A 15940-nucleotide genomic window follows, 5' to 3' on the forward strand; every position below is an offset into this window, starting at 1 on the left:
TTCCGCAGCGCAGCGAATGCGTCAGCCATGGTCCGAACGGACCACCCGGTCTTCATGGCAGTGAAAAGCCGCCCTCCTACCGTGCCGGCTTAACGCTTTTTTGCATTCGCGAAGAAGCGGAGCCGACCACTGCACAGGAGCTGACCATGCACGCACCCGCCCGCCTCACCCTCGCGCTGGCCATCGCCGGCGCCCTCGGCAGCCCGTTCGCCAGCACCGCGCACGCCGCCCAGAACACGCTGACCGGCTGGGCGATGCTGCCGGCCGCCACCTTTTCCGACGGCCCGACCTCCGGCCAGTTCGCCTTCACCAACGGTGCCAGCCCGGAAAACAATCCGCCCTACCTGCACGCCCAGCCGGTACAGGGCTTCTCCGGCGTGCTGGCCGGCCCGAACGGCAGCTACCAGATGCTGGTGGACAACGGTTTCGGCGCCAAAGGCAATTCGGCGGACGCGCTGCTGCGCATGTATGCGGTACAGGTGAACTGGGGCGCGCACAGCGTGAGCGCGGCCGGCTTCGGCAACGGCGCCGCCCTGCCCGGCTTCGACGCCGCCTCGCGCATCACGCTCAATGACGCGAACCGCAGGCTGCCCTTCGCCATCGTGGCCGACGGCGCGACCTACCCGGGCAGCAGCATCGCGGTGGACAGCCGCATCAGCAGCGGCCGCCTGCTCACCGGGGCCGATCTCGATCTGGAGTCGGTGCGCCGCGACCGCACCGGCAATCTGTGGTTCGGCGAGGAATTCGGCCCCTTCCTGGTCAAGACCGACGCCACCGGCACGGTGCAGAACGTGTTCCGTACGCCCAATGTGCTGGGCCTGGGCAGCAACCCGTATGTGCAGTCGCCGTCCAGCCCGCTGGTGAGCGGCGCCACCAACCTGCCGGGCTCCGGCGGCTTCGAGGGCATGGCGCTGAACGCCAGCGGCACCCATCTGTACACGCTGCTGGAGCGCCCGCTCACCACCGACAGCAACCAGAAGCGCCTGCTGGTTCAGGAATTCAGCCTGGCGGACGAAGCCTTCACCGGCGACTGGTTCGGCTACCGGCTGGACGCGGACGGCACCAATATCGGCGACATGACCGCGATCGACGACCACCGCTTTCTGGTGATCGAGCGCAACGGCGGCACCGCCACCAGCGGCACGCCGTTCAAGAAGATCTTCATGATCGACAGCAGCCAGCGGGATGCCGAAGGCTTCGCGAAGAAGACCGAACTGGTCGACCTGATGAACATCGCCGACCCGGACGACCTGAATGGCGACGGCTCGACCACCTTCACCTTCCCCTACGTGACGATCGAGGACGTGCTGCTGCTCGACGAGCGGACGCTGCTGGTGGTCAATGACAACAACTTTCCGGGCGGTGGCGGCCGCGCGCTGACCTCGGACAACACCGAATTCCTGCGCATACAGCTCGCCAACCCGGTGCCGGAGCCGGAAACCTACGCGCTGATGCTGGCCGGTCTCGGCCTGATCGGTCTGGCGGCCCGCCGTCGCGGCTGAACCTGGAGACGTCTCAATGAAAAAGCTCATCCTCCCGGCCGTGATCGCGGCCTTCGCAACCGGTGCGCAGGCGGCTGATTTTTCCCTGCGCGTGATCGGCGCCACCTCGCTGCCCACCGGCACGCTGTACCAGGGCGTGGAGTTCGGCGGCATTTCCGGCATCGACCGCGCCGCCGACGGCAGCTACTGGGCCATTTCCGATGACCGCGGTGGCGAGCGCGGCACGCCGCGCTTCTACAATCTGTCGCTGGACTACGACGCCAGCGGCTTCCATGGCGTCCGCATCAACAGCCAGACCTTCATGCAGCGGCCGGATGGCTCGACCTTCCCGGCCAATGCCCGCACGGTCGATCCGGAAGGGCTGCGCGTGGCGCCGAACGGCAATCTTTACTGGTCGTCGGAAGGCAACTGGAGCACGAATGCGGCGGCCCGCTACCAGCCCTTCGTCCGCGAAATGACGACCTCAGGCGCCTTCGTGCGCGAGTTCGCGACGCCGGCGATGTACAACTATGTCGATAACGCCAGCACCGGCGGCCGCAGCAACAAGCTGTTCGAGGCGCTGACCGTGGCGCCGGACGGCACCGTGTTCGTGGCCAACGAAGACGCGCTGATCCAGGACGGAAACATCACGACGCTGAACGCGGGCAGCGTGGTGCGCGTCACCGCACTCGACCCGGTCAGCGGCAGCGCCCGCGCGCAGTACGCCTACGCACTGCCGCCGATTCCGGTCGATGCCGCCCCCGGTGCCCCGTTCGTCCCGGACAACGGTCTGCCCGAACTGCTGGCGATTTCCGACACGCAGTTCATCGCCATCGAACGCGCCTTCGCGTCCGGCGTCGGCAACACCATCCGCCTGACGCTGGCCGAAATCACCGCCGACACCACCGACGTGTCCGCCTTCGCCAGTCTGGCCGGCGCGGCCTACACGCCGATGCGCCGCACCTTGCTGCTGGAAATGCCCCTCACCTACCAGGGCATCACGCTGGACAACATCGAGGCGGTCAGCTGGGGCCACACGCTGGCCAACGGCCACCGCACGCTGGTGCTGGCCGCCGACAACAATTTCAGCGGCAGCCAGAGCACCCAGTTCATCGCGCTGGAAATCGCGCCGGTGCCCGAACCGGAACAGTACGCGCTGCTGCTGGCCGGCCTCGGCCTGATCGGCTGGGCGGCCCGACGCCGCGGCTGAGTGCTCAGCCGCGCGGGCGCGGGCCGGACTGTTCCAGCGCGAGCCCGGCCAGCCGTGCGAAGTGCAGCAGCCCCTCCTGGGCGTCTTCCGGGAACACCGGGCGCGATGGCGCCCGGTCGATGTAGAGCACGCCCATCACCTGGCCGTGCGCCTCGACCGGCACCAGCATCTGGTGCCGGTCGCCGAGCGCGGCACGCAGCCGGGTCAGCGAAGGCAGACCGGGCGCCGGCACGAAGCCGGCCGCCACGTCGATGGTGCGGGCGTGGTCGACAAGTTCGGTCAGCGCGTCGCGCGGCGCACCGGCAAGCAGGAAGTTGAAATGCCGCATCAGCTGCTGCGCGCCCAGCCCTTCGGTGGCGCGCGCTGCCAGCTGTGCACGGTTGGCGGTGACCAGCGCCAGCACCGCGCGGTCGGCACCCAGCGTGCGCCCGGCGCCTTCGAGTGCGAGATCCAGCACCGTGGTGCTGGCCGCCTGCAGCGCGATCAGCGACACAATGCGGCGCGCCACGTCCAGTTCGGCCAGCGGGTCGGGTTCGGCATCGCCCGCCGGCGCGTCGGCGCCCGCATCCACCGCTCGACTGGCCTGCGGAATGCGCTGGGCGGCGTCGTCGCAGCCGTAGAAGCCGGCGATGCGCGCCGCCTCCTTGGCGTGGGCGGCCACCACCGGCGCCACTTCGATCACGCCCAGCTTGAGCAGCTTGGCGTAATCGCGCACCGCTGAGCGGGCGCGTTCGGAATCCCAGCCGCCCTCGGCCGCCTCGGCCAGCCGGTAGGCCGCAACGATCAGGCCTTCGCGGCTGTCGGCGCGCACACCGTCAGCGCGCGCACTGGCCACCAGCGAGGGCAGCGTCCATTCACGGGCCAGCATCTGGGTAAGCGAGCGCAGGCGGAAGCCCAGCATGTCCATTTCGATCTGTTCCGGCGCACCGCGCTGTTCGCGCAGCGCACGGTCGAGCCTGATGCCGACCTCGCCAGAAAAGCACCAGAAGGCCATTTCACCGATGTGCGACAGCAGCGTGGCGATGAACACCTCTTCCGGCGAAGCGTCGCCACGCGCCTGGGCGGCGTGCCGGGCATGTACGGCGGCGTGGAAGCAGCGGGCCATTTCGGCGGCTACCCGCTCACGCACACCGCCGGCCAGGAAGGCGTCGATCAGCGCAACCGACACCGCGATATTGCGCACCGTGTCGAAGCCAAGCACCACGATGGCACGCGAAATCGTGCTGACGCGGTGGCTTTCGCCCCGGAAGAAGACGGAATTGGCCATGCGCAGTACGCGCGTGGTCATGCCGGCATCGCGCAGGATGATGCGGCCGAGCGCCGAGGCCGGGCTGGCTTCGTCACCCGCCACTTCGCCGATGGCAGCCAGCGTGGCGCTGAAGATCGGCATGTCCTGGGCACGCAGGCGCGCAACCCAGGCGGACAGCGGATCGGTCGCAGCGACGGAGGGAGCGCTCATGGGCGGGATCCGGACATGGAAATGGATTTCATGCCCGGCTAACGGCGCGCAGACGCGAAAGCTTGAGCGGCCGGCCTTCCGGGGCCTGCCCGGATACCGGCCACGCGGGCGCGTTTATTTGACCAGCAGCACCGGGCGGTTGGAATGGTGCAGCACGCCGCTGGCGATGGAGCCCAGGGCAAAGCTGGCGAGTGCGCCGTGGCCGCGGCGGCCCAGCACGATCAGTTCGCAATCCTGCTGTTCGGCGTAGCGGGCGATGGTTTCAGCCGGCGGGCCGACGTGCAGGTGCACCACCGGCTCGATCTTCGCGTTGCGCAGGGTTTCCAGCGCGGAACGGATCGCGTCCTGCCCCTCTTCGCGGTAGTAGTCGTTCAGCGCTTCGCGGCTCACGTGATGCTGCAGCAGGCCGCCGGGCACCGGCGCATGAACGAAAAGCAGGTGGATTTCCGGCGCTGCGGTGAGCTGTGAAGTCAGGCGCAGCACTTCGGCGGTGGCACGCACGCCGTGGTCGGAGCCGTCGACGGCAAGCAGGATACGCATGGTGGTCTCTCGACGTATTGTTATAGGAAGAGCGCTAAGTATGGCAGATGAGGCCGTTCCACAGCCCGTCGCCCAGCGTCGATGCGCGGGCCAGTCCGGCCACGCCGAAGGCGAGCACCAGCAGGCCGGCCACTCGCCGCAGCCCCTGGTGCCGGGTGAGGCCGCGCAGCCGGGTCAGCAGCATGCCGGCCAGCAGCAGATTGGGCAGCGTACCGAGGCCGAAGGCGACCATGATGAGCGCGCCGCTGCCGGGCGAACCGGACAGCAGCGCCAGCCCCAGCATGCTGTACACCAGGCCGCAGGGCAGGAAACCCCACAGCAGGCCGACACCCAGCGCCTGAGCCGGCGAGCGGGCGGGCAGGAAGCGGCGCGCCAGCGGCTGGATGCGCGTCCACAGCGGCCGGCCGAGCGCTTCGACCGGCGCCAGCAGCCGGGTGTAGCCGGCCAGATAGGCGCCGAGCGCGATCATCATCAGATTGGCCAGTACGTAGAGCGTCATCTGCACCGGTGCAGCCCGGCCGGCCAGCAGGCTTACGCCGCCGACGCCGCCCGCCACCGCACCGGCCAGCGCATAGCTGCTGATGCGCCCGCCGCTGTAGGCGAGGTGCAGGGCCAGCGCCGGCAGCTGGCCGCGCCAGCCCGGGCGCCGCGCCTGCGGCACGCCGGCCGAAATGGCCGACACGATGCCGCCGCACATGCCGGCGCAATGCACGCCGCCGAGCAGGCCGACGACGAAAACCGCTGCAAGACCGAGATTCATTCAGGACACACGCAAGGCCGGAAACCGCGCGGCCGGTGCCGCGCTCACACCACCTTAGAGTAGCGCACCGTTTCGCTGTCCAGACGCAGATAGCGGTCAAACACCATGCAGACCGCGCGCACCAGCAGCCGGCCACGCGGCGTGATGGCGATCCAGTCCGGCTCCAGCGTGAGCAGGCCGGCCTCTTCCAGTTCGGCCAGTTCCTGCAGTTCCGGGGCGAAATACTTGCGGAAATCGATGGCGTAGGCGCTTTCGATCGCCTCGATCGACAGTTCGAAATGGCACATGAGCGCGCCGATCACCGCGCTGCGCACGCTGTCGTCCGGCGTCATGTCCAGACCGCGCATGACCGGCAGTTCGCCGTCGTCGATGGCCTGGGTCCAGCTTTCTATCGTGCGGTGATTCTGCGCGAAGCTGGCGCCGACCCGCGAAATGGCCGACACGCCCAGCCCGACCAGATCACAGCCGGCATGGGTGGAATAGCCCTGGAAGTTGCGCTGCAGCCGGCCATGGCGCTGCGCCATGGCCAGTTCGTCATCCGGACGGGCGAAATGGTCCATGCCGACATGGACATAGCCGGCTTCGTGCAGCCGGTCGATGGCCAGACGCAGCAGCTGCGGCCGCACTTCGGGGCCGGGCAGCATGGATTCGTCGATGCGCCGCTGCGGCATGAACTGCTTGGGCAGGTGGGCGTAGTGGTAGATGGCAACCCGGTCCGGCGCCAGCCGTACCAGAGTGGCCAGCGTGGCATCGAAACTGTCCGGCGTCTGGCCGGGCAGACCGTAGATGAGGTCGATGCCGGTGGATACGAAACCGTTGTCACGCGCGGCATTCAGCACGATTTCGGTTTCTTCGACACTCTGGATGCGATTGACCGCGCGCTGCACCACCGGGTCGAAATCCTGCACGCCGACGCTGATACGGTTGAAACCGAGCGAACCGAGGTGCGCAATGCGCGCCGCCGATACGCCGCGCGGATCCATCTCGATCGAGCACTGCGCGCTGTCGGACAGCCGGAAGTGAGTGCGCAGCCCCTCGATCAGCCGGGCCATCTGCGCGTCGTTCAGGAAGGTGGGGGTACCGCCGCCCAGATGCAGCTGGGCCACTTCGCGACTGCCCTTCACCAGCGCTGCCTTCATCGCCATTTCGCGCAGCAGCGTATCGACATAGCTGTCGGCGCGCGCGTGGTCCTTGGTGATGATCTTGTTGCAGGCGCAGTAGTAGCAGATGGTGTCGCAGAACGGGATGTGGATGTAGATCGACAGCGGGCCGGCGCTGGCGGTCCGCGCACCCAGACGCCCGGCATGAGCGCGGGCGTCGTGCGAGAAATTGAACCGGTCGGCGGTGGGGTAGGAGGTGTAACGGGGCCCGGGCACGTCGAAACGGCGCATCAGCTGCGGGTCGAACACCAGTTCCTTTGCGACATTCATGATTTATTGGCACACTTTGCGTTATGTTCATCATGCAAGCGCACCCTTTGTTGCGCATTGATCGCAATCAATGAACAGCGTATCGATACCCATCACCACGCAGGGGCTTCAAGTCGCCTGCTCTGCCTGCAACCTTCGCGAACTGTGCATGCCGGTCGGCCTGTCCGACGATGAGCTTGAGCGCGTCGACACCCTGATCGGCGCCCGCCGCAAAATCGCGCGCGGCATGCCGCTCTATCTTTCGGGCGAAGCCTTCCAGTCGCTGTATGCCATCCGCACCGGCTTCTTCAAGACCGAAGTCATTTCGGAGGACGGCCGCGAACAGGTGACCGGCTTCCAGATGGCCGGCGAACTGATGGGGCTGGACGGCATCGGCACCGGCAACCACAACTGCGACGCCCGCGCGCTGGAAGACAGCGAGGTGTGCGTGATTCCGTTCAACCGGCTGTCCGAACTGTCGCGCGAGATCGACACGCTGCAGCATCACTTCCACAAGGTGATGAGCCGCGAAATCGTGCGCGATCAGGCGGTCATGATGCTGCTCGGCACCATGCGCGCCGAAGAACGGCTGGCCGCCTTCCTGGTGAACCTGTCGCAGCGCTTCGCGTCGCGCGGCTATTCGGCCACCGAATTCAATCTGCGCATGACGCGCGAGGAAATAGGCTCCTACCTCGGCCTGAAGCTGGAAACCGTGAGCCGCGGCCTGTCGCGCCTGCAGGACGAAGGTTTGCTGTCGGTCAGCAACAAGAACATCCGCATCCACAAGCTGGACGACCTGAAAAAGGCGATGAGCCCGCGCTGCTGAGATCGGGCGGCCCGTTTCATGATGCACTGAAGGCGCCGTGAGGCGCCTTTTTCATGTGCGGACAGCGGATGAGGAACCCGCCGGAACGGCGGCCGTAGGGTGAGCAGGCCAACGGCCTGCGCACGCGGACCGCACCACAATCATGCTTACGTGACCCGCCGCGACAGCGTGCGCTCGCCAGCGAGCACACCCTACCCGGGAATCCGACGGTCTTCCCTGCACCTCGAATCGCGCAGCACGAAGGCCGTAGGGTGTGCAGGCCAATGGCCTGCGCACGCGGACCGCGGAAGTCTGGTGTCCGTCACCTGCAGACGCGAGCGAAGGCGTGCAGCACCGCATCCGCCGCATCGGCGCGCAGGCAATCGATGCGCTGGTCGATCTGCATCGAGCGCAGCCAGGTGATCTGCCGCTTGGCCAGCTGCCGCGTGGCGTAGATGCCGGTGTCGCGCAGCGTGGTGGCATCGGTTTCGCCTTCCAGAAAACTCCAGGCCTGCCGGTAGCCGACGCAGCGCATCGACGGCAGGCCCGGGTCGAGGCGGTATCGGGCACGCAGCGCACTCACCTCGTCGACCAGCCCCTGCGCCAGCATCTGGTCGAAACGCTGAGCGATGCGGGCATGCAGCCAGGCGCGGTCCGACGGCTCCAGCGACAGCACGGTGAGCGGCGGCAGCGGTGCGTCGTCCTCGCGCTTCGCATAGCTTTCGGCCAGCGGACGGCCGGTGAGGGTGACGATTTCCAGCGCGCGCTGAATGCGCTGCGCGTCGGTGGGCTTGAGCCGGGCCGCGGCGTCCGGGTCGAGCGCGGCCAGTTCGGCGTGCAGCGCCGGCCAGCCCTGTTCCGCCGCGCGCGCATCGATGTCGGCGCGCAAGCCCGCGTCCGCCTCCGGCAGATCCGACAAGCCCTCGCGCAGCGCCTTGATGTACAGCATGGTGCCGCCGGCCAGCAGCGGAATGCGGCCGCGCGCGTGGATGTCGCCGATCAGCCGCCGCGCGTCCGCGGCGAAGCGCGCGGCCGAATACGCCTCTTCCGGCGACACGATGTCGATCAGGTGATGCGGGCACAGCGCCTGTTCCTCCGCCGAGGGCTTGGCGGTGCCGATGTCCATGTCACGGAACACCAGCGCCGAATCCACGCTGACCAGTTCGATCGGCAGCGCCTGCGCGATGCGGGCCACCGCCGCGGTCTTGCCGCTGGCGGTCGGGCCGAGCAGCACCAGGACCGGCGGCGCGGATGCGGGCGCAGACGAATCGGCCATGTCAGCGACCGCGCATGAACAGGCGGTCCAGTTCGGCCATGCTGAGCTGCACCCAGGTCGGCCGGCCGTGATTGCACTGGTCAGCGCGTTCGCAGGCTTCCATGTCGCGCAGCAGCGCGTTCATTTCGGGCAGCGTGAGCAGGCGGTTGGCGCGCACCGCGCCGTGGCAGGCCATGGTGGCGAGCAGTTCGTTGCGCCGCCGCTCGACCACCTGGCTGGCCGGCGCCTCGCGCAGTTCCTCAAGCAGGGCACGCAGCAGCGCCCCGGTGTCCGCGCGCGCCAGCAGCGCCGGCACCGCGCGCACCATCAGTTCGTTCGGGCCGGCCTGACCGATGTCAAAACCGAGTTTTTCCAGCACGTCGGCGTATTCAAAGGCGGTCGCCACTTCGCGCGCGCTCATCGCCAGCACTGCCGGAATGAGCAGGCGCTGCACCGCCGGCTCGCCTTCGAGCACCTTCTTCAGCTGTTCGTACAGGATGCGCTCGTGCGCCGCGTGCATGTCCACCAGCACCAGACCGGCGGCGTTCTGCGCCAGCACATAGACGCCCTGCAACTGGGCCAGCGCGAAGCCCAGCGGCGGCGCATCGGCCTGCTGGGCCGGCAGGTCGGGGCGTGCGGCCGGCGCGAGCGCAGCCGGTGACGTGGCAAAACCGCCGGCAGCCGGCGCGTCCTGACGGACGAAATCGAAATAGCGCGCCAGCGGCTGCTCCAGCGCCATACCCTGCTGCTGCGACGGCCACGGCGCCTGGAAGACCGGCTGCATGCCGGTCGATGCCGGTGGCGGCTGCGACGCAGCGGCCGCGCCCACCTGAATCGACGGCGCCAGCGCGCGCTCGACCGCGTGGAACACGAACTGGTGAACGCCGCGCGAATCGCGGAAGCGCACTTCGGTCTTGGCCGGATGCACGTTCACATCGACCGCACGCGGATCGAGTTCGATGAACACCGCATAGGCCGGGTGGCGCGCGCCGTGCAGCACGTCGGCGTAGGCCTCGCGCAGCGCGTGCGCGAGCAGGCGGTCGCGCACGAAGCGGCCATTCACGAAACAGTACTGCGCATCGCGCCCGGCGCGCGAAAAGGCGGGCTGCGCGGCGAAGCCGCTGACCCGGATCTGGCCGGCATCGGCCTCGACCTGGCGGGCGTGCTGCATGAATTCGTCGCCCAGCAGCGCGCGCACCCGGCTCGCCATGTCGCCGGCCGGCAGGCGCTGCATCAGGCGGCCGTTGTGCATGAGCTGGAACGCCACCTGCGGCACCGACAGCGCGATGCGACCGAACACGTCGTCACAGTGGCCGTACTCGGTCTGTTCGGTACGCAGGAATTTCCGGCGCGCCGGCGTGTTGTAGTAGAGATCGGCCACGTCGATCACGGTGCCGGCATCGAGCGCGGCCGGTTCGACCTCGCCCTCGTTGTCGATGCGCCAGGCATGGGCGCTGCCAGTCTCGCGGCTGGTGATGCTGACGCGGGCGACGCTGGCGATCGACGCCAGCGCCTCGCCGCGGAACCCCATGGTGGCCACCGCTTCGAGGTCGTCCAGCGAGGCGATCTTGGAGGTGGCGTGCCGGGCCAGCGCCAGCGGCAGGTCTTCGCGCGGCATGCCGCAGCCGTCGTCAGCCACCCGCAGCCGCTTTACGCCGCCGCCTTCGAGCTGCACGCGGATGTCGCGGCTGCCGGCGTCCAGACTGTTTTCCAGCAGTTCCTTCAGCACCGAAGCCGGCCGCTCGACCACTTCGCCGGCGGCAATCTGGCTGATCAGCAGGTCGGGCAACAGACGGATGGCGGGCATGAGGGGGGGCACGGCCGGGCGCGCGGGACGGGATTCGGACCGCGATTCTACGGGCCGCAATACGCATCCGCTATCATCAGCGCTCGTTTTCAGCCGGCCCCGACATGGAACTGCTCGCCACCTTCATCGACCTCATGCTGCACCTGGACAAGCACCTCGCGGTGCTGGTCGCCAACTACGGCGCCTGGGTGTACGCCATCCTGTTCATCATCGTGTTCTGCGAAACCGGCCTGGTGGTGACGCCTTTCCTGCCCGGCGATTCGCTGCTGTTCGTGGCCGGCGCGCTGGCGGCCGCAGGCGGCATGCACATCGGCCTGCTCATCGTGCTGCTGGTGATCGCGGCGGTACTGGGGGACGCGGTGAACTACTCGATCGGCGCCTGGTTCGGCCCCAAGGTGTTCCGCTGGGAAAATTCGCGCTTCTTCAACCGCGAAGCGTTCGACCGCACGCACGGTTTCTACGAGAAGCACGGTGGCAAGACGGTCATCATCGCGCGCTTCATGCCGCTCATCCGCACCTTCGCGCCCTTCGTGGCCGGGGTGGCGCAGATGAGCTACGCGCGCTTCGCGCTGTTCAACGTGACCGGTGCGGTGATCTGGGTGGTGTCGCTGTCGCTGGCGGGTTACTGGCTCGGCAATCAGCCCTGGGTCAAGCAGAACCTGACCCTGGTCATCCTCGCCATCATCGCGATATCACTTGCGCCACTGGCAGTGGCCTGGGTGAAGTCGAAACTGGGTTCGAAAGCCGTGACGCAGCCGGATCAGGCAGCCTGATGCGCGGCCAGCAGGCTTCGAGCGCCACACTGTAGCGCTCGGCGCCGGCGACGATCACCACCACGCCTGCGCGCTGCACATCAGCCAGCAGGTGTTCCGCCTTCAGGCCGCTGCGGGCGTTGGCTTCGCGGCCAAAGGCGACTTCGGCGCCCTCGCCCAGATGCAGGTAGAGCAGCGCCGCGTGTTCGCGCGCCTGCTGCAGCGAAGGCCGCCACTGGTCAGACGTGATCGGCTCGTCATTGGCCGCCTCGAGTTCGACCCGCATCAGCGGCTGGTCGCGCAGCCGAGCCAGCGCCATCGCCAGCGCGTCGCACTGCACGTCCTGGCCGCCGCAGATGAGCACGCCGCCGTGATCGACGCGCGCCAGCGTGCGCAGCAGCTGGCCAAAGCGCCGGCTGCCTGCCTTCACACCGGGAGCGCGTACCCGTTCGAGCGGTTCCATCTTCATTGCGGCATCGATTCCTTCAGGGGCTGCATCGGACCCTTCATCCGCTTCGCGGCGGGGTCCCACACACTGCCCGGGTTGTCGTACGCTGTCGGTCATGGACCTTATGACAGCCTGCAAGTCGATTCTGCGCGCGCTCTGTTGCGCCGCGATAGCCAACTTGATCACGGGCTGTTCGGGCACCGGCCAGAAACCCGCGCCAGTGGCCGATTCCATGCATCCTAAACAGATTGTTAAAAGTGACATCGACCGGGTTCTGGAGGCTCATCACCGGGAAGTGTTCGCCAGTCTTGAGCGTCTGGCCGACAAGCTGTACAGGCGCAATCCGCGCGAATGGCGACGCGCCGGGCTGGACAGCCGCGAGGCAGCAATGGCCCGGCTGTTCGCCGCGCAGCATGACTGGCGGCTGAAGGAATTCGACGGCCGGCGCGGCATCGAGGTGATGCGCATGGCGTTCGCTGCCGACTTCGGCGGCGACCGGGTGGCCGCGCTGATCGCCGGCATGGGCGGCATGATCCAGACCGCATGGGGCGACCGCAGCGAACTGTTCATCATGGACGAGCTGGACCCGCAGTCGCTGTCGAACTGCGCGCGCAACCTCGAGATCGCCGCCTGGAAACTGGCCCAGTCGCGCGACGAGGCCGGCAACCTGCTGCTGCTGTCCAACGAGATCGGTGCCGACGGCACGCGCAACCTCAGTTTCGAGCGCGAGATCGGCAAAATGATAGGCTGGCTCGACATGAGTTCGACCATCGTCGCCGACAAGAACCGGCGGGTGGTCACCCGCATCCTGCAGTCGCTGGCCACCGCGGTCTTCCTGCCGGTCCGGTGAGCGGAGACGCCAGCCGCCGGGCGGCTGGGCGATAATCGCGCCTTGATCCACCCGATCCGGCCCGGTGCCGGCGCCCCATGAAATCCGTCGTCATCCTCATTTCCGGCCGCGGCAGCAATATGCGCTCCATCGTCGAGGCCGGCCTGGCCGCCGACATCCGCGCGGTGATCAGCAACCGGCCGGACGCCGCCGGTCTGGACTACGCCCGCGAGCGCGGCATCGCCACCGCGGTGGTCGACCACAAGCGCTACCCGGACCGCGACCACTTCGACCGCGCGCTCGCCACCGAGATCGACCGCCACGCCCCGGATCTGGTGGTGCTGGCCGGCTTCATGCGCATCCTGACGCCGGAATTCGTCAATCACTACAGCGGCCGCATGATCAACATCCATCCGTCGCTGCTGCCTGCCTTTACCGGCCTGCACACCCACCGGCGGGCGATCGAGGCCGGCTGCCGCGTGGCCGGCGTGACCGTGCACTTCGTGACCGGCGAACTGGATGGCGGCCCCATCGTCGCCCAGGCGGCGGTGCCGGTACTGGCCGGCGACGACGAAAACACACTGGCCGCCCGCGTGCTGAAGCAGGAACACGTGCTCTACCCGCAGGTGGTGCGCTGGTTCGTGGACGGACGGCTCAGCCTGCGCGACGGCCGCGCGGTGCTGACCGGCGACGCCACCCCTGGCGACGCCGCGCTGTGCGTTCCGGGTGCGGATGACTGAGCCGCTGTCCCGCCCGCGGCTGGCGATCGCGCTGGCCGTGTCGCTGCTGCTGCACCTGCTGCTTGTCGGCGGCCTGCGCGGCATCGACCACACGGCTGAGCCAGATGACGGACCCGTCATCCACGCCGCGCTGGTCGCCCCCCCGCCACCGCCCCCACCCGAGCCGGAACCGGTACCCGCCGCCCGCCCTGCTCCGAAAGCCCCACCCAAGGTGCGCCGACCCCGTTCCGTGCCTCCGGTCAGCGAACCGGTCGATGGCACCGCCGCCGCTTCGCCGGCCAGTCAGCCCGCGCTGTCGGCAAGCGACGACGGCGTGGCAGCCGATGCCGGCACCGGTGCGCGCGACCAGGCCGGCGAAGACCACATGCCACCGGTCGGCGACGACGCGGTGGCGATGAAGCCGCAGGACGTGCTGCCGGGCGAGGCGAAGATCGAATTCGAGGTGTATCGCGGCGACGCGCTGCGCATCGGTGAAAGCCGCTACCACTGGGTGCACGACGGCCAGCGCTACCGGATGGACACGGTGACCGAAACCACCGGCCTGGCCGCGCTGCTAAAGCCCCTGCGCATCGATCAGCGCAGCGAAGGCGAACTGGCCGATGATGGCCTCAGACCGCAGCGTTTCAGCCAGATATCCTCTTCCGGCAAGCCGCCGGAAGAAACCGTGGTTTTCGACTGGGCCGGCAGTCGGGTTATGCTCCGCAGCGGCGCGAAAACCATGGACGAAGCGCTGACGCCCGGTGCGCAGGACATGGCCAGCCTGTGGCTGGAGGTGATCTGGCGTGCCCAGTACGGCGGCAGCTTCGATTTTGCGGTGGCGACCGGCCGCCGCTACAGCCCGCGCTGGTTCGTGCCGGACGAGGACAGCAGCAGCCTGGAAACCGGCCTTGGCCGCCTGCTGGTCAAGCGGGTGGCCATGCGCGCCCTGCCCGGCGACAACCAGATCGAGGTGTGGCTGGCCCCCGATCTGCGCTGGCTGCCGGTGCGCATCCGCTACACCGACCGCAAGGGCGATGTGTACGACCAGCGCGTGCGTCGCATCGAATACGACCAGCGGACGCTGACAGCCACCTCGTCCGCCCCCACCGGCAGCGCGTCGCCCTCAGGCTCCGCGCCCGCCCCCGATTCAGACCTTCCGATCTTCCTGCGATGAAACCGAACGAAAAACTGATTGATGCCACCGCCGACGTGCTGGGCCGACTGCTGCGCTTCGAATACCCGGCCGACGGCGTGCTGTCCGCCTATTTCCGCGAACAGCGTGCGCTGCAGTCTCGCGACCGCGCCTTCATCGCCGAACACGCCTATCTGGTGCTGCGCCGGCTGCGCTGGCTGCGCGCCGTCGCCGGCGAGCACGCCGGTGCGCGCAAGCTGCTGATCGCCGCGCTGGCCCGCATCCAGGGCCTGGGCGTCAAGCAGCTGGCACCGCTGGTGTCGCGCAAGGAAGCGGAATGGCTGGAAACGCTGGCACAGAGCAAGGCGGACGAACTGTCGCTGGGCGAACGCACCGACCTGCCGGACTGGGTGATCGAGCGGCTGTCGGCGCAGATGGACGAAGCGGCGCTGCTGTCGCTGGCGCGCGCGCTGAACCAGCAGGCGCCGCTGGACCTGCGCATCAACCTGATGAAGTCCGACCGCGAGGCGGTCATGGCGACGCTCGCCAACAACGGCATCGTCGCCGAGCCGGGTCGCTGGTCGCCGTGGGCGCTGCGCCTGAACGAGCGCCCGTCGCTGTCGAAGAACCCGCTGTACGAGAAGGGCATCATCGAGGTGCAGGACGAAGGCAGCCAGCTGCTGGCGCTGCTGCTGGCGCCGCGACGCGGCGAAATGGTGGTCGATTTCTGCGCCGGTGCCGGCGGCAAGACGCTGGCCATCGGCGCCATGATGCGTTCGACCGGCCGGCTGTACGCCTTCGACGTGTCGGAAAAGCGGCTGATCAAGATGCGGCCGCGGGTGGCACGCTCGGGTCTGTCCAATGTGCACCCGGTGCTGATCGACAGTGAAGCCGACACCAAGGTGAAGCGTCTGGCCGGCAAGATAGACCGGGTGCTGGTCGATGCGCCCTGTTCCGGCCTGGGCACGCTGCGCCGCAACCCTGACCTCAAGTGGCGGCAGACGCCGCAGGCGGTGACCGAACTGGTGGCCAAGCAGGCAGCCATCCTGGCCGGAGCGTCGCGCCTGGTGAAGGCCGGCGGACGGCTGGTGTACGCCACCTGCAGCCTGTTGAACGAAGAGAACCGCGGCGTGGTCGATGCTTTCCTGGCCAGCCACCCGGATTTCGTCCGCGTGCCGGTCAACGCGCTGCTGGCGGCTGCGCGGATCGAACTCGATACCGGTGTCGATCTCGAACTGCGCCCCGATCTGCACGGCACCGACGGTTTCTACGCCGCCGTGCTGGAACGTCGCGGCGCGGACGACAAACAGAAAGAACACAGTGAGGAATGAGGC

15 protein-coding genes are annotated in these 15940 nt (G+C 68.3%); 8 read left to right on the forward strand and 7 right to left on the reverse strand.

The window, feature by feature from the left end; translation table 11 throughout:
* Positions 1 to 146 precede the first annotated feature (146 nt).
* A complete protein-coding gene (locus tag METUNV2_RS0114005; protein ID WP_018230097.1) occupies positions 147 to 1502 on the forward strand; it encodes an esterase-like activity of phytase family protein in 1356 nt (451 codons plus the stop codon).
* Positions 1503 to 1518: 16 nt separating this feature from the next.
* On the forward strand, positions 1519 to 2691 hold the full coding sequence (locus tag METUNV2_RS0114010) for an esterase-like activity of phytase family protein (RefSeq protein ID WP_018230098.1): 1173 nt from the start codon (positions 1519 to 1521) through the stop codon (positions 2689 to 2691).
* A 4-nt stretch (positions 2692 to 2695) separates the two neighbouring features.
* Here METUNV2_RS0114010 and METUNV2_RS0114015 read toward each other — a convergent pair whose 3' ends face one another.
* From METUNV2_RS0114015 to hemN, 4 genes are all read right to left on the reverse strand, one after another.
* Positions 2696 to 4150: an HDOD domain-containing protein gene (locus METUNV2_RS0114015; RefSeq protein WP_018230099.1), complete on the reverse strand. Its 1455-nt coding sequence runs from the start codon at positions 4148 to 4150 to the stop codon at positions 2696 to 2698.
* Between the two features lie 114 nt (positions 4151 to 4264).
* Positions 4265 to 4690, reverse strand: coding sequence for a universal stress protein (locus METUNV2_RS0114020; RefSeq protein ID WP_018230100.1), 426 nt, complete (start codon positions 4688 to 4690; stop codon positions 4265 to 4267).
* 34 nt (positions 4691 to 4724) lie between these two features.
* Positions 4725 to 5450: a sulfite exporter TauE/SafE family protein gene (locus METUNV2_RS0114025; RefSeq protein WP_018230101.1), complete on the reverse strand. Its 726-nt coding sequence runs from the start codon at positions 5448 to 5450 to the stop codon at positions 4725 to 4727.
* A gap of 44 nt (positions 5451 to 5494) precedes the next feature.
* Positions 5495 to 6880, reverse strand: coding sequence for an oxygen-independent coproporphyrinogen III oxidase (hemN, locus tag METUNV2_RS0114030; RefSeq protein ID WP_018230102.1), 1386 nt, complete (start codon positions 6878 to 6880; stop codon positions 5495 to 5497).
* Positions 6881 to 6950: 70 nt separating this feature from the next.
* On the opposite strand from hemN, the gene fnr reads away from it, so the two are divergent.
* Positions 6951 to 7685, forward strand: a complete 735-nt coding sequence (gene fnr / locus METUNV2_RS0114035) for a fumarate/nitrate reduction transcriptional regulator Fnr (RefSeq protein ID WP_026188172.1) — start codon at positions 6951 to 6953, stop codon at positions 7683 to 7685.
* Between the two features lie 301 nt (positions 7686 to 7986).
* Here the strand turns inward: fnr and miaA are convergent, their stop codons facing one another.
* Both miaA and mutL read right to left on the reverse strand, forming a co-directional pair.
* On the reverse strand, positions 7987 to 8940 hold the full coding sequence (gene miaA / locus METUNV2_RS0114040) for a tRNA (adenosine(37)-N6)-dimethylallyltransferase MiaA (protein ID WP_018230104.1): 954 nt from the start codon (positions 8938 to 8940) through the stop codon (positions 7987 to 7989).
* Between the two features lies 1 nt (position 8941).
* Positions 8942 to 10726: a DNA mismatch repair endonuclease MutL gene (mutL, locus tag METUNV2_RS0114045; protein WP_018230105.1), complete on the reverse strand. Its 1785-nt coding sequence runs from the start codon at positions 10724 to 10726 to the stop codon at positions 8942 to 8944.
* 104 nt (positions 10727 to 10830) lie between these two features.
* Between mutL and METUNV2_RS0114050 the strand changes: the two genes are divergently transcribed.
* Positions 10831 to 11499, forward strand: a complete 669-nt coding sequence (locus METUNV2_RS0114050; RefSeq protein ID WP_018230106.1) for a DedA family protein — start codon at positions 10831 to 10833, stop codon at positions 11497 to 11499.
* On the opposite strand, the gene METUNV2_RS19690 is transcribed toward METUNV2_RS0114050, so the two are convergent.
* Complete coding sequence (locus METUNV2_RS19690) at positions 11408 to 11947, reverse strand: hypothetical protein (protein ID WP_081618546.1); 540 nt, start codon at positions 11945 to 11947, stop codon at positions 11408 to 11410. The two genes, METUNV2_RS0114050 and METUNV2_RS19690, sit on opposite strands and share 92 nt — an antisense overlap.
* 211 nt (positions 11948 to 12158) lie before the next feature.
* On the opposite strand from METUNV2_RS19690, the gene METUNV2_RS0114060 reads away from it, so the two are divergent.
* The 4 genes from METUNV2_RS0114060 (at position 12159) to METUNV2_RS0114075 (ending at position 15937) form a co-directional block, all read left to right on the forward strand.
* Positions 12159 to 12776 (forward strand): hypothetical protein, encoded by a 618-nt coding sequence (locus METUNV2_RS0114060; RefSeq protein ID WP_051081932.1) that lies wholly within the window; start codon positions 12159 to 12161, stop codon positions 12774 to 12776.
* 77 nt (positions 12777 to 12853) lie between these two features.
* A complete protein-coding gene (gene purN, locus METUNV2_RS0114065; protein WP_018230109.1) occupies positions 12854 to 13495 on the forward strand; it encodes a phosphoribosylglycinamide formyltransferase in 642 nt (213 codons plus the stop codon).
* The gene (locus METUNV2_RS0114070) at positions 13488 to 14648 is read left to right on the forward strand and encodes a DUF3108 domain-containing protein (RefSeq protein ID WP_018230110.1); all 1161 of its coding nucleotides are present in this window, start codon (positions 13488 to 13490) and stop codon (positions 14646 to 14648) included. The genes purN and METUNV2_RS0114070 overlap by 8 nt, the downstream gene beginning before the upstream one ends.
* Positions 14645 to 15937 carry an RsmB/NOP family class I SAM-dependent RNA methyltransferase gene (locus tag METUNV2_RS0114075; RefSeq protein WP_018230111.1) on the forward strand — a complete coding sequence of 431 codons (1293 nt, stop codon included), beginning with the start codon at positions 14645 to 14647 and terminating at the stop codon, positions 15935 to 15937. The genes METUNV2_RS0114070 and METUNV2_RS0114075 overlap by 4 nt, the downstream gene beginning before the upstream one ends.
* Positions 15938 to 15940 lie beyond the last annotated feature (3 nt).

It is taken from the genome of Methyloversatilis universalis EHg5, assembly GCF_000378945.1.
Classification (GTDB): Bacteria; Pseudomonadota; Gammaproteobacteria; order Burkholderiales; family Rhodocyclaceae; genus Methyloversatilis; species Methyloversatilis universalis_A.

What these genes read in the sequence shown, in the direction of transcription:
- mutL (WP_018230105.1), bottom strand. Translation starts at nt 10,726, where the DNA reads ATGCCCGCCATCCGTCTGTTGCCCGACCTGCTGATCAGCCAGATTGCC.
- miaA (WP_018230104.1), bottom strand. Translation starts at nt 8,940, where the DNA reads ATGGCCGATTCGTCTGCGCCCGCATCCGCGCCGCCGGTCCTGGTGCTG.
- METUNV2_RS19690 (WP_081618546.1), bottom strand. Translation starts at nt 11,947, where the DNA reads ATGAAGATGGAACCGCTCGAACGGGTACGCGCTCCCGGTGTGAAGGCA.
- METUNV2_RS0114015 (WP_018230099.1), bottom strand. Translation starts at nt 4,150, where the DNA reads ATGAGCGCTCCCTCCGTCGCTGCGACCGATCCGCTGTCCGCCTGGGTT.
- METUNV2_RS0114010 (WP_018230098.1), top strand. Translation starts at nt 1,519, where the DNA reads ATGAAAAAGCTCATCCTCCCGGCCGTGATCGCGGCCTTCGCAACCGGT.
- purN (WP_018230109.1), top strand. Translation starts at nt 12,854, where the DNA reads ATGAAATCCGTCGTCATCCTCATTTCCGGCCGCGGCAGCAATATGCGC.
- hemN (WP_018230102.1), bottom strand. Translation starts at nt 6,880, where the DNA reads ATGAATGTCGCAAAGGAACTGGTGTTCGACCCGCAGCTGATGCGCCGT.
- METUNV2_RS0114025 (WP_018230101.1), bottom strand. Translation starts at nt 5,450, where the DNA reads ATGAATCTCGGTCTTGCAGCGGTTTTCGTCGTCGGCCTGCTCGGCGGC.
- fnr (WP_026188172.1), top strand. Translation starts at nt 6,951, where the DNA reads ATGAACAGCGTATCGATACCCATCACCACGCAGGGGCTTCAAGTCGCC.
- METUNV2_RS0114020 (WP_018230100.1), bottom strand. Translation starts at nt 4,690, where the DNA reads ATGCGTATCCTGCTTGCCGTCGACGGCTCCGACCACGGCGTGCGTGCC.
- METUNV2_RS0114075 (WP_018230111.1), top strand. Translation starts at nt 14,645, where the DNA reads ATGAAACCGAACGAAAAACTGATTGATGCCACCGCCGACGTGCTGGGC.
- METUNV2_RS0114070 (WP_018230110.1), top strand. Translation starts at nt 13,488, where the DNA reads ATGACTGAGCCGCTGTCCCGCCCGCGGCTGGCGATCGCGCTGGCCGTG.
- METUNV2_RS0114005 (WP_018230097.1), top strand. Translation starts at nt 147, where the DNA reads ATGCACGCACCCGCCCGCCTCACCCTCGCGCTGGCCATCGCCGGCGCC.
- METUNV2_RS0114050 (WP_018230106.1), top strand. Translation starts at nt 10,831, where the DNA reads ATGGAACTGCTCGCCACCTTCATCGACCTCATGCTGCACCTGGACAAG.
- METUNV2_RS0114060 (WP_051081932.1), top strand. Translation starts at nt 12,159, where the DNA reads ATGCATCCTAAACAGATTGTTAAAAGTGACATCGACCGGGTTCTGGAG.